The organism is Mesorhizobium sp. M0761 (assembly GCF_040320205.1).
Lineage (GTDB): Bacteria > Pseudomonadota > Alphaproteobacteria > Rhizobiales > Rhizobiaceae > Mesorhizobium.
Genome location: NZ_JAMYPF010000028.1, coordinates 1 through 11,694, shown reverse-complemented (window position 1 = coordinate 11,694; position 11,694 = coordinate 1). Strand labels below are relative to the sequence as shown.

At 63.6% G+C, this 11,694-nt stretch carries 13 protein-coding genes and 1 pseudogene; 9 read left to right on the top strand and 5 right to left on the bottom strand.

The features are described 5' to 3' along the window. Both NKI32_RS29345 and NKI32_RS29340 read right to left on the bottom strand, forming a co-directional pair. Complete coding sequence (locus tag NKI32_RS29345; protein WP_023672150.1) at positions 1 to 1,215, bottom strand: glycosyltransferase family protein; 1,215 nt, start codon at positions 1,213 to 1,215, stop codon at positions 1 to 3. Positions 1,216 to 1,805: 590 nt separating this feature from the next. After that, positions 1,806 to 2,246: an Lrp/AsnC family transcriptional regulator gene (locus NKI32_RS29340; RefSeq protein WP_023685065.1), complete on the bottom strand. Its 441-nt coding sequence runs from the start codon at positions 2,244 to 2,246 to the stop codon at positions 1,806 to 1,808. A 146-nt stretch (positions 2,247 to 2,392) separates the two neighbouring features. Here NKI32_RS29340 and rocF point away from each other — a divergent pair, with 146 nt between their 5' ends. Continuing rightward, positions 2,393 to 3,328, top strand: a complete 936-nt coding sequence (rocF, locus tag NKI32_RS29335) for an arginase (RefSeq protein WP_023822324.1) — start codon at positions 2,393 to 2,395, stop codon at positions 3,326 to 3,328. Beyond that, positions 3,325 to 4,386 (top strand): ornithine cyclodeaminase, encoded by a 1,062-nt coding sequence (gene ocd / locus NKI32_RS29330; RefSeq protein WP_353004826.1) that lies wholly within the window; start codon positions 3,325 to 3,327, stop codon positions 4,384 to 4,386. Before rocF ends, ocd begins: the two co-directional genes overlap by 4 nt. Positions 4,387 to 4,392: 6 nt before the next feature. Here ocd and NKI32_RS29325 read toward each other — a convergent pair whose 3' ends face one another. Both NKI32_RS29325 and NKI32_RS29320 read right to left on the bottom strand, forming a co-directional pair. Beyond that, the gene (locus NKI32_RS29325; RefSeq protein ID WP_353004824.1) at positions 4,393 to 5,394 is read right to left on the bottom strand and encodes a LacI family DNA-binding transcriptional regulator; all 1,002 of its coding nucleotides are present in this window, start codon (positions 5,392 to 5,394) and stop codon (positions 4,393 to 4,395) included. 90 nt (positions 5,395 to 5,484) lie between these two features. Then, a pseudogene (locus NKI32_RS29320) lies at positions 5,485 to 5,671 on the bottom strand (ABC transporter permease); the annotation flags it as partial. Between the two features lie 59 nt (positions 5,672 to 5,730). On the opposite strand from NKI32_RS29320, the gene NKI32_RS29315 reads away from it, so the two are divergent. After that, positions 5,731 to 6,486, top strand: coding sequence for a COG4280 domain-containing protein (locus tag NKI32_RS29315; RefSeq protein WP_353004822.1), 756 nt, complete (start codon positions 5,731 to 5,733; stop codon positions 6,484 to 6,486). Next, on the top strand, positions 6,483 to 6,698 hold the full coding sequence (locus tag NKI32_RS29310) for a hypothetical protein (RefSeq protein ID WP_023672157.1): 216 nt from the start codon (positions 6,483 to 6,485) through the stop codon (positions 6,696 to 6,698). Before NKI32_RS29315 ends, NKI32_RS29310 begins: the two co-directional genes overlap by 4 nt. Here the strand turns inward: NKI32_RS29310 and NKI32_RS29305 are convergent. Further along, positions 6,692 to 7,324: a methyltransferase family protein gene (locus NKI32_RS29305; protein ID WP_023685059.1), complete on the bottom strand. Its 633-nt coding sequence runs from the start codon at positions 7,322 to 7,324 to the stop codon at positions 6,692 to 6,694. The two genes, NKI32_RS29310 and NKI32_RS29305, sit on opposite strands and share 7 nt — an antisense overlap. Before the next feature lie 229 nt (positions 7,325 to 7,553). Between NKI32_RS29305 and NKI32_RS29300 the strand changes: the two genes are divergently transcribed. From NKI32_RS29300 to NKI32_RS29280, 5 genes are all read left to right on the top strand, one after another. Then, the gene (locus NKI32_RS29300; protein ID WP_353004820.1) at positions 7,554 to 7,811 is read left to right on the top strand and encodes a hypothetical protein; all 258 of its coding nucleotides are present in this window, start codon (positions 7,554 to 7,556) and stop codon (positions 7,809 to 7,811) included. A gap of 65 nt (positions 7,812 to 7,876) precedes the next feature. Then, positions 7,877 to 8,683 (top strand): COG4705 family protein, encoded by an 807-nt coding sequence (locus tag NKI32_RS29295; RefSeq protein ID WP_353004818.1) that lies wholly within the window; start codon positions 7,877 to 7,879, stop codon positions 8,681 to 8,683. Positions 8,684 to 8,804: 121 nt separating this feature from the next. Beyond that, on the top strand, positions 8,805 to 9,215 hold the full coding sequence (locus tag NKI32_RS29290; protein WP_353004816.1) for a cytochrome b/b6 domain-containing protein: 411 nt from the start codon (positions 8,805 to 8,807) through the stop codon (positions 9,213 to 9,215). A gap of 218 nt (positions 9,216 to 9,433) precedes the next feature. Then, positions 9,434 to 10,105 carry a winged helix-turn-helix domain-containing protein gene (locus NKI32_RS29285; protein WP_353004814.1) on the top strand — a complete coding sequence of 224 codons (672 nt, stop codon included), beginning with the start codon at positions 9,434 to 9,436 and terminating at the stop codon, positions 10,103 to 10,105. A gap of 56 nt (positions 10,106 to 10,161) precedes the next feature. Next, a complete protein-coding gene (locus tag NKI32_RS29280; RefSeq protein WP_352626955.1) occupies positions 10,162 to 11,550 on the top strand; it encodes a HAMP domain-containing sensor histidine kinase in 1,389 nt (462 codons plus the stop codon). Positions 11,551 to 11,694 lie beyond the last annotated feature (144 nt).

Sequence of the window (11,694 nt, the reverse complement as noted above, 5' to 3'; positions counted from 1 at the left end):
TCAGTTCATGCCTTCAATGACCGAAAGGTGATGGCCGGCCCGCCGGTCGAGCAGTTCCGCGACAATTTCGGAAATATGAGGCAGCCCTTCCAGCGTCAGATGCGCATTGCTCTGCGATGGGCGCGGCCGGCCCGGCAAAACCTGCAGCGCATCGGCAAACCGCTGGGCATCCTCGGCCTCCTCGGGCAAAAGCATCTCGATGAGGCCGAGTTCGGCTGCGCGCCGTGCCCGGATCAGCTGTTCCTCGCGCGGCGTGACGCGCGGCACGATCAGCGCCGGCTTGTCGAAAGACAGTATCTCGCAATAGGTGTTGTAACCGCCCATCGCCACCACCGCCTTGGCGCCGGCAATCAGCTCTTCCATCCGGTTGTCGAATTCGATGATCTTGACATAGGGGATCTTGGCCCCCTTCCGGACCAGCTTGTTGCGCTTGCGCGCCGGCATGTAGGGCCCAAGCACGATCAGCGCCCGGTGCTGCAATCGCGGATCCTGCTGATAGGCCTCGATGACGTTGTGGATCAGGTCGGCGCCGTCACCGCCGCCACCGGTGGTAACCAGGATATAGTCGCCCTCGGGCCGGTGGCCGGGCAACTGGTTCTGCTGCAGGCTCCGTTGCAGGAAACCGACGAACTTCATCTTTGCCCTGACCGCCGGCGGCACCTCCAGGCCGGTCAGCGGATCGTAGAAATCCGGCGGGCCATAGACCCAGACCTTGTCGTAGAACAGGCCGATCTTGCGCATCACATCCCTGCGTGCCCACTCCGCTTCGAGCAAATGCGGCGCGTCCATCACCTCGCGCAGGCCAAGCACGAGCGTGGTGCCCCGCGTCTTGAGGTAGGACAGCGTATCCTCAATCTCTCCGCGCAGCCCCAGCGGTTCCTTGTCGACGATGAAGATATCCGGCCGGAAGCTCTCGGCCGTGTGGCGGATAATCGACTGCCGCATCCTTAGCGTCTCGTGCAGATCGATGTCCTTTTCCAGCGAGGTGTATTCGCCGTTTCGCAGCTTGATGACGCTGGGGATCTTCACGAAGTCGACGCGGGCGCGGTAGTCGAAGGCGCCGGCGATGGTGGCGCCCGAAATGATTAGCACCTGAAGTCCGCGGAAATCCCCGACCAGCGAATGCGCGATCGTTCGGCAACGCTGCAAATGGCCGAGCCCGAACGTGTCGTGGCTGTACATGAGAATTCGTGCGTCTTTTGCGTGCTGTGTCATTGTGAACGTCTTTTAGAATTCTCGCCGGACCGTGGGCAACCCCGCAGGCTTCGAAACCATTCTCGCGGGTCTATCGACCTGTTTTGAAACATGGGGGCGAGAGGTACGCAACGGCATTCTTCACCAGGTCACGAATGCCAGGGGCGCTGATTGTGGCGCCATGCCTTGTCTTCGCCGACGATAGACGGCCCGAGCACAAATCTCTGTCATGAGGCTTGACCCCGTGGAATTAAATGCCCTGCGGCCTGAGGCAGGCAAAGCGCACATTGCGAAAAATCAAGGGCGACCAAGGCGAAACGAGGCTGCCGCACATTGTGAGGAGAACCCGCACCTTGGGAAAATGCTTCATAATCCATCGAAACACAACGGCCGCCAGAGGCCGCACGTTGCGGCCTTTTATCCTGCCATCAGCCTTGGCCTGTGGCAAGCGTCCGGTCCTTGCACCGTTGAAGCTGGTGCAATCTCGCGTCATGCCGGCTTCCTCCGTCATGTGGAGGATAGCTGCGGCCCCAATGAGATTCGTCAGCCAGGCGACCCATTCGCCAGATCCGTCACAAAGCTTTGCGTGAACACGCCGGCCGGAAGGACGGCTACGCCAACCTTGCCCTTGTCGTCCTCGGCGTTGCCAGCAGCAGACTTGTCTCGCTGCCGGTTATCCCCGGGATGAGCCGTATCCGCCTAAGCACCGCGTCGAAATCGGTGAGCGACGCCGTTCCGAGTTCGACCACCAGGTCCCACCGGCCATTGGTGGTGTGAATGGTCGAAACCTCGGCGAGGCCGCCGAGCGCCCGGACCACGCGGTCGGCGGCATGGCCCTCGATCTCGATCATCATCACGCCGCGTATCCGCTGGTCGACCGCGTCGGCGCGCAGCACCACCGTGTAGCCGATGATCTCGCCCGTTTTTTCCAGCCGCTCCATGCGCGCCCTGACCGTGGCGCGCGACACCCCCAGATCGACCGCGAGATCGGAGATGCTGCGCCGGGCATCATGCCTGAGCAGCGTGACCAGCCTTTCGTCGAGCAAGTCCATGATTCTATCCACTTTGACCAAACTGACTTATCGAATTGATAAATCATTCTTCTCGAAATGCCAATTTCGCCTGTTCAAACTGCCGGTCCAGGATGGTTCATTCCACGCATCAATTGCCCAATCAATTTGCAAGGACACCAAAAACCATGCGCTGCAGGATCGTTGGCGCGCCGGTGCAGGACGGCGCCGGCAGGATGGGATGCGAGATGGGGCCGAGCGCGCTGCGCACGGCCGGGCTTGCCTCGGTGCTGTCGGAACTCGGCCACGAGGTCGAGGACTGGGGCGCGGTGCAACCGGCCGCCGTGCGCGCAATCGTCCACGGCAATCTCGCGCTGAAGGCCCTGCCGGAGATTTCCGCCTGGACGGCGGCAATTGCCGAGACCGCCTATGCGGCTTCGCGAGACGCCATGCCGATCTTCCTTGGCGGCGACCACGCGATATCGGCCGGCACGGTGTCGGGCATAGCCCGCCGCGCCGCCGAACGCGGCCGGCCGCTCTTCGTGCTGTGGCTCGACGCACATCCCGATTTCCACACGCTCGATACCACCGTCAGCGGCAATCTGCACGGCGTGCCGCTCGCCTATGCCAGCGGCCGGCCGGGCTTCAACGGTTATTTCCCGGACCTGCCTGTCGCCGTCGACCCTGCCCACATCTGCGTCATGGGCCTGCGCAGCGTCGATCCGGCGGAGCGCCGGGCGCTGAGCGAAGCGGGGGTTACCGTGCACGACATGCGCACCATTGACGAGCACGGCGTTGCACCTTTGCTGCGCGCCTTCCTGGCCATCGTCGAAAAGGAAAACGGCCTGCTGCATGTCAGCCTCGACGTCGACTTCCTCGACCCCTCCATCGCGCCGGCCGTCGGCACCACCGTGCCCGGCGGCGCCACTTTTCGCGAGGCGCATCTGGTGATGGAGATGCTGTCCGACAGCGGCCTGGTCTCCAGCCTTGATCTGGTCGAGCTCAACCCGTTCCTCGACGAGCGCGGCCGCACCGCCACGCTGATTGTCGACCTCGCCGCCAGCCTGATGGGCCGGCGCATCATGGACCGCCCGACCCGCAGCCATTCCGGAAGCATTGCATGACCCAGCCTTCCCGCCTTGCCATCGTCCCCTTCGTCAGCGTCGACCGCATGATGAAGCTGGTCCTGACCATCGGCGTCGAGCGGTTCCTCACCGAACTCGCCGCCTATATCGAGGAGGATTTTCGCCGCTGGGAGCTGTTCGACAAGACGCCGCGCATCGCCTCGCACAGCCATGACGGCGTCATCGAACTGATGCCGACCAGCGACGGCCGGCTATACGGCTTCAAATATGTCAACGGCCATCCCAAGAACATGCGCGAGGGGCGCCAGACCGTCACCGCCTTCGGCGTGCTCGCCGATGTCGGCTCCGGCTATCCGATGCTGCTCACCGAAATGACGATCCTGACGGCGCTGCGCACCGCGGCGACCTCCGCTGTCGCGGCCAAATATCTGGCGCCGAAAGGCGCGCGCTCGATGGCCATCATCGGAAATGGCGCCCAGTCCGAATTCCAGGCTGTCGCCTTCAAAGCGCTGCTCGGCATCGACCGGCTGCGGCTCTACGACATCGACCGCTCGGCTTCGGAAAAATGCGCCCGCAACCTCGCCGGCAAAGGCTTTGACATCACCATCTGCGCCACCGGCCAGGATGCTGTGGAAGGAGTCGACATCATCACCACGGTGACCGCCGACAAGCTGTCCGCCACCATTCTGACCGACAACATGGTCGGTTCCGGCGTGCACATCAACGCGGTCGGCGGCGACTGCCCCGGCAAGACGGAACTGCACCGCGACATCCTTTTGCGCTCCGACATCTTCGTCGAGTTCCCGCCGCAGACGCGCATCGAGGGCGAAATCCAGCAGCTCCACGCCGACCATCCGGTGACCGAGTTGTGGCAGGTGATGACCGGCAAGGCGGAAGGCCGCAAGACGGCGGAACAGATCACCCTGTTCGATTCCGTCGGCTTCGCCACCGAGGATTTTTCCGCGCTGCGCTATATCAGAGACCAGCTTCAGGCCACCGGCCTCTACGAGGAGCTCGACCTGCTCGCCGATCCCGACGAGCCGCGCGACCTCTTCGGCATGCTGCTCAGGGCAGCGCTGCAGCCGGCCGCCGCCTGAGGGGCTTCAGCCGCGCAACGGCGCGCAGCTCTCCCGCTCGACGAGCACAGGAGTGAGCACTTCGCGGCGCGAATGCGCCGCCGGCTCGGCAACCCGCTCGAGCAGCAGGCTGACGGCGCGGGTGCCGATCTTCTCGACCGGCTGTGCGATCGTCGTCAGCGGCGGCCAGGTGGTGCCGGCAGAGGGGATGTCGTGGAAGCCGATCATCGATATGTCGTCGGGGACCCGCAGTCCGCGCCCGTGCAGCACCGTTAGCGCGCCCATGGCCATCAGATCGTTGCAGGCAAACAGCGCCGTGATCCCAGGCGCCTGCGCCATCAGCCGCTCCATCGCCGTGCGGCCGCCGGCAAAGTGATAGTCGGAATCCACCACCGAGGCCACCGGCAGGTCGAGGCCGGCTTCCTGCAGCGCCCTGGCAAAGCCGCGCAGGCGGGCCGGGCTGGAGCTGGAATCGCGCGGGCCGCCGATGACGCCGATCTTCTCGTGGCCGAGCCCGGCCAGATAGCGGCCGGCGAGATAGCCGCCATGATCGTGATCGACCAGAACGGAATCGACATTGACCGAATGGATCTCGCGGTCGATCAGCACCGCCGGCACGCCGGGCAGAAGGCTGGAGAACACCCGCGCATGATCCGACGAGCCGGCGAAGATCAGCCCGTCGATCTGCTTGGCCATCAGCACCTGGAGATAGCGCTCCTCCTTCTCGGCGCTGCCGTCGGAGTTGCACAAGATCACCGTATAGCCGGCAAGGAAGCCGGCATCCTCGATCTGGCGCGCCACGCCGGCGAAGAACGGGTTGGAATTGTCCGGCAGCAGCAGGCCGATGGTCTTGGTCTCGCCGCGCCTAAGGCTGCGCGCCAGCGTGTTCGGGCTGTAGCGCAAGGCGGCGATGGCCGAATGGACGCGCTCGGCCGTCTCAGGCTCGACATGGCGCGTGCGGTTCATCACATGTGAGACGGTTGCGACCGACACTCCGGCATGGCGCGCGACATCGGCAATCGTCGTCATTTCTTGTCCCCTAGTGCATGTCGCCCGGAGTGTCCGGCGGATCTGGGAAAATGACATCCATAAAACAAAAACCAAAAAGCGCGACGCGCTTTATCGGATCACCCTCAACAGCTTTTCCCGATAGGCATCCAGAATGACGGCGAGCACAATGACAAGGCCTAGCACGATCGGCTTGAAATTGTCGCCGACGCCGAGCAGCTCGTAGCGAACGCCGGCGACCGGGCCACCGATGTTGACGCAACAGATAGACCATGGCGACGATGCCGGCGCGTTCTCCCTTCCGCCGGAGCGCTGTATCCTTCTCAGGCTAGTGATTCCCGCAGACAGGAAACCTTCATGAACGGCCTGACGCCCATACTTTCCACCGTGACCGCCTCGTTCCTTGCCTCCTTCGTCGAAGTGGTCGAGGCCTTCACCATCGTGCTGGCGGTCGGCGTCACCCGCAGCTGGCGGCCAGCGCTGACAGGCGCGGCGCTGGCGCTGGCGGTGCTGGCGGCTCTGGTGCTGGCCTTCGGACCGCTGCTGGCGCTGATTCCCGTTGCGGTGCTGCAGTTCGTCGTCGGCGTGCTCCTGGTCCTGTTTGGCATGCGCTGGTTGAGAAAGGCCATTTTGCGCAGTGTCGGCGTCATCGCCCTGCATGACGAGGACGCGGCCTTTTCAAAGGAAACCGCCGCTTTGCAGCAGCAGGCCAATGACCGCCGCGCCGATTATCTGGCCGGGCTCGCAGCCTTCAAGGCGGTGCTGCTCGAAGGTGTCGAGGTGGTGTTCATCGTCATTGCCGTCGGCGCCGCGCATGCACAGACCTTCTATGCCAGCGTTGGCGCGTTGGCGGCCTTCATCCTGGTAACGATCATCGGCCTTGCGGTGCACAGGCCGCTGGCGCGGGTGCCGGAAAACGCGCTCAAATTCGCCGTCGGCCTGATGTTGACAAGCTTCGGCATTTTCTGGACCGGCGAAGGCCTGGGTGCCGACTGGCCGGGCGCCGATCTGGCGCTGCTGGCCATCTTCGCAATCATCGCCGTCGCGTCCTTCGCCATGGTGCGCTGGTTGCGCGCCAGCTACCCCAAGGCTGCACAAGGAGTTGCTCGATGAACGTCGTCCGCCTCATTCTAAAGGAGCTCGTCGGCATGTTCATCGACGACGGCAGCCTTGCGACGCTGGCGCTGCTGTTGATCGTGGCGATTGCCGCGGCAGTGAAGCTGCTGGCCTTGCCGCCGCTTGCCGGCGGCGTCCTGCTTCTGCCCGGCTGCCTCGTCATCCTGCTCTACAGCGTGCGCCGCGCGGCACGGCGCTCCGGTCAGTAGAGGGTGAAAAACACCGGCAGCATGCCGCTGATCCGCAACTGCTCAATCGTCTCGATGGCCGGGAACAGCGCCAGGAAATAGAGCCCGTCCGTGAATGTCCGCCGCAACGCCTTTGTCGAGAACCGGCGTTCGGCTTGATCGTGAAACAGCAGCGGGTTCGGCCAGAAAGGCGGCGTGCGTTCGGCATAGACGCTGTAGGCGGGGCCGAACTTTCCAAACAGGAACTCGGCTTCCTTGCGCGCCGTCACCCGGAACACCAGGTAGCTCACCAGAGCCAGCGCCGCCGCCACCAGCACCGAGCCGTACATCAACCCGACGCCCGCCGCGCCGACCGTGGAAAAGAAGTAGAGCGGGTTCCGGCTCATCGAGAACGGGCCGATGGTGACCAGCTCGTCGTTCTTCCTGCCGCCGACATAGAGAATGCTCCACAGACGGCCAAGGAAGCAGACCAGCACGAAGCCGATGCCCAGCGCCTCGATGTATTCGTGCCCGTCCGAGCCTTCGACGAGAAAGGGCTTGGTGAACAGCAACAGCATGACGGCGAGGGCTGCCGCCACTTGTATGACGAGCAGGCGCTTGTGCTGGTCGAACGCCTTCGCTGCCGGCTTGGGGGGAGCGTAGCTCATCATAGTTCCTGCTCTCCGGCAGGGCTCATAGCGCCGGTGTCTCGCCACCCACTAGCGCTTCCGTGCGGCGATGGCGAGGCAACCGGCAGGAATTTCAGCCATTCTTACGAATTTGTAAGCGGGCGGACAGATTGCGGCGAGGTCGCCTGCCCATAGTCCTTATGCCGGCCGACCTGCCGGACATCGTTTCATCACCGCCTGGATATCGGCGCAAGACAGGAACACCAGCATGAAAAAGCTAGCCCTCGCTTTCTCGCTCTGCGCCATTGCCATCGCCAACCCGGTCTTTTCAGCCGCTTCCGCTGCGACGCCTTGCGAAGACGCTCTGAAGGACCTGCGCGCGGCGGAAGCCTTGGCGGCGCTGAGCGCCGCGGACAAGACAAAAGTATCCGATCTCGAGGCCAAAGGCGTCGAGCGCTGCAATGCCGCCGACGACAAGCGCGCCGACGACTTCTTCGCTCAGGCCATGAAGATCATGGGGAAGTAAGGCCAAGCCTCGCCGCACGTACCGGGGAATAGGCCCTTCCCCGCCGAAACGACAAGGATCCCATCATGCTATTGTCTGCAAGCACTGCACCCGCCGCACTGGCATCACCCAACAGGGTCCCTGATGTCACCGTCGAATTCTGGCTGATCAAGCTTTTGGCGGTCACCATGGGGGAGACGGCGGCCGACTATCTGGCCGTCAATCTTGGCTTCGGACTGACCGTCACCTCGCTGATCATGACCGGCATCCTTGTCGTCGCGCTGGCGCTGCAATTCGCGCAGAAGCGTTATGTGCCATGGGCCTATTGGCTGGCGGTGGTGCTGATCAGCGTCGTCGGCACCTTGATCACCGACAATCTGGTCGACAATTTCGGCGTCCGTCTGCAAACCACCACGATTGCCTTCACGGTCTTGCTCGCCGCGACATTCGCGGTCTGGTACGCCAGCGAAAGAACGCTCTCCATCCATACGATCGTCACCACCAGGCGCGAGATCTTCTACTGGCTGGCGATCCTGTTCACCTTCTCGCTCGGCACCGCGGCCGGCGACCTTGTCGCCGAGACGTTCGACATTGGCTATCTCACGACTGGCTTCTTGTTCGGCGCGGTCATCGTCTTTATAGCCCTCGGCTATTTCGCCTTCGGCCTCGACGCCATCCTCGCCTTCTGGCTGGCCTACATCCTGACGCGGCCGCTTGGCGCCTCGTTCGGCGACCTGCTGTCGCAGCCGGTCGAATATGGCGACCTCGGCTTCGGCACCACCTTCACCAGCATCATCTTCCTGGGCTGCATCGTCGCCCTCGTTCTCTATATGAGTCTGAAGAAGGATGAGTCTGAAGAAGGGCACCGGCGAGGCCGACAAAATCCTGCTTGAATCGGAATAGATGCAAGCACCTGCACGCCCGCCTGACGCGACGAGAATGCGCCAAAACGTCAATGGATCCCTGCCGTGGGTCGCCCTGGGCAGCTATCGCGCTCACCTCATGGACAGAAGAATGAACTCCAGGAAATCCGGTTATAGCGGCCTCCAAATTAGCCTGCATTGGATGATAGCGGCGCTTGTCCTGTACCAGCTCCTGTTTGGCGAAAACATGACAATCTATGTCGATGCGGCAGCGGACAGACGCCAACTGTCGTCCTACGGGCAGACCATGGGGTCCGCCCATTACTGGGTCGGCCTGGCGATCCTGTTGCTGGTGTTCGTGCGACTGGCGGTCCGCCTCTTCATCGGTGCGCCCAAGCCGCAATCCACAATGCCGAAATGGATGGCTTTCGCCTCACGCACAACGCATGCGCTGTTCTATGGCCTTCTCGTTGCCGCTCCTGTTTCCGGGCTTCGGCCTTTTATGTTTGGAGCTGGATGGGCGATGTCCATACTTGGGCAAAGCCGGTATTCATCCTTCTGATCTGCATTCATGCCGGTGCGGCACTCTTCCATCATTTTATTCTGAAAGACGCCGTGCTGCGCAGGATGCTTGTCCCTGCGCGCGATCCGGCCGGATGACACTTATGGACATGTGCAACGACCACGAGCGACCAGGCGCCGGCGGATATTCTAGGAACGGACCGCCGCCGGTGCTAGCATGCCGCTCTGGCAAAGCCTCGGCAACAGACCGGAACAGAGATGCGACTTCTCCTTGTTGAGGATGACCCCAGGACCGCAGACTATGTCGTCAAGGGCCTGAGCGAAGCCGGGCATGTCTGCGATCTGCTGCGCGATGGCCGCGACGCGCTGTTTGCTGCGACACGCGATGCCTATGACGTGATCGTCGTCGACCGCATGCTGCCCGGCCTCGACGGCCTGTCGATGATCAAGGCGGTGCGGGCAGCGGGCGTGCGCACGCCGGCGATCTTTCTGACCTCGGTCGGCGGCGTCGACGACAGGGTTGAAGGGCTCGAGGCCGGCGGCGACGACTATCTCGTCAAGCCATTCGCCTTTTCCGAACTGCTCGCCCGCATCAACGCGCTCGGCCGTCGCCCTGCGGTGCAGGAGCTGAAGACGACGCTGCGCATCGCAGACCTCGAAATGGACCTGATCCAGCGCCGCGTCACCAGGCAGGGCCAGGCGATCGACCTGCAGCCGCGCGAATTCAGCCTGCTCGAAGTGCTGATGCGCGGCGAGGGCCGCGTCATCACCCGCACCATGCTTCTGGAACGGGTCTGGGATTTTCACTTCGACCCCAAGACCAGCGTCGTCGAAACCCATATCAGCCGGCTGCGCGCCAAGATCGACAGGCCGTTCGAAACCACGTTGATCCACACCGTGCGCAACACTGGCTACAGTGTTCACGACTGAGGCGCGGCATGACAGAAACTTGCCATGACTGAAGCTTGCCATGACTGAAACGCACTATGACTGAGACAGGCTCTCGCCTGCTGCGCAGCACGCCGTTTCGGCTGGCCCTGACCTTCGCCTTGCTGTTCGTGCTCGCCTTCATCCTGTCAGGCGCCATCGTCTACCAGCTGATGAGCGCGGATCTTGCCGAGCAGCTCGACCAGTCGGTCAAGGAGACCTATTCGGTCGTGGCGGTGACCTATGCCGGAAACGACCGGGAGGATCTGGTTTCGGCAGTCGACAGCCACGCCGCGCTCAGCCCGAGCAAGGAACAGCTGTTCTCGCTCACCGATCCCGCCGGCAATCGCCTGGCCGGGAATTTCACCGCCGCCGACCTTCCCGATGGCTTTTCGGATTTTGCAGCGTCCCTGCCCGATGTGACGCCCGGCACCATGTACCGCGCCTGGTCCGGTTCGGTCGGGCCGAACAGCCTGACCGTGGCCTTCTCGCTGACTGAGATAAGGGAGTTGGAAAACATCGTGCTGATGAGCTTCGGTTGGGCCACCCTGATCATTTCCGGCCTTGGGGTGGCCGGCGGCGCCCTGCTGGCGTCGCGCGTGCAGCGCCGCCTCGACGGCATAGCCGCCACCATGGACGATGTCTCCAACGGCCGGCTCGACGCCCGCATTCCACTGCTCGGCAATGGCGACGACATTGACGGCGTCTCGCGCCAGGTCAACGCCGCGCTGGAGCGGCTGGCGGCGCTGGTGGACGGCATGCGCCAGGTCAGCGCCGACATCGCGCATGATCTGAAGACGCCGCTCAACCGGCTGCAGATGATTTTGGAAGCTGCGGCCGACAGGACCGCGCGGGGTGAGGCCGTTGCCGATGAGCTGGCGGAGGCACGTGGGGAAAGCCTGCAGATCAACGATACTTTCGATGCGCTGTTGCGTATTGCCCAGATCGAGGCCGGCGCCCGCAAGGCGCGCTTTGTCGATCTCGACCTCACCGGCGTCATCGATGCCATTGCCGAAATCTACGCCGGTGTCGCCGAGGATGACGGCAAGTCGCTGTCGGCCACGATCGTCCACGGCACGCCATGCCTGGTTCACGGCGATCGCGACCTGCTGACGCAATTGTTTGCCAATCTGGTTGAGAACGCGCTGCGGCATTGCCCCGATGGCACGGCGATCCTTCTATCGGTGCGGCGGCAAGGCGACCGCATTCTGGCTGAGGTCGCCGACAATGGCCCCGGCATCCCGGCGCAGGAGCGCGAAAAAGTGTTCCAGCGGCTGTACCGGCTGGACTCCAGCCGCACCACGCCCGGCAGCGGGCTGGGCTTGAGCCTGGTACGGGCCATCGCCGATTTGCATGGTGCAACGATTGCGCTGGAGGATTGCCAACCTGGGCTGGCGGTAATTGTCGGGTTTCCTCGGGCGCAGGGCACCGGCCTCGGCTTGAAATGACACCGCCCGAGCCAGGTCGCCGCCCCCCCACCCAGGGCGCGGCGGACACCACCCCCCCCCCCACCGGGGGGGGGGGGGATCCGGGCGGCCGGGCACCTCGACGACCACCGCCCCCCCCCCCGCGGGGGGGCGGGGGCGGGGTTT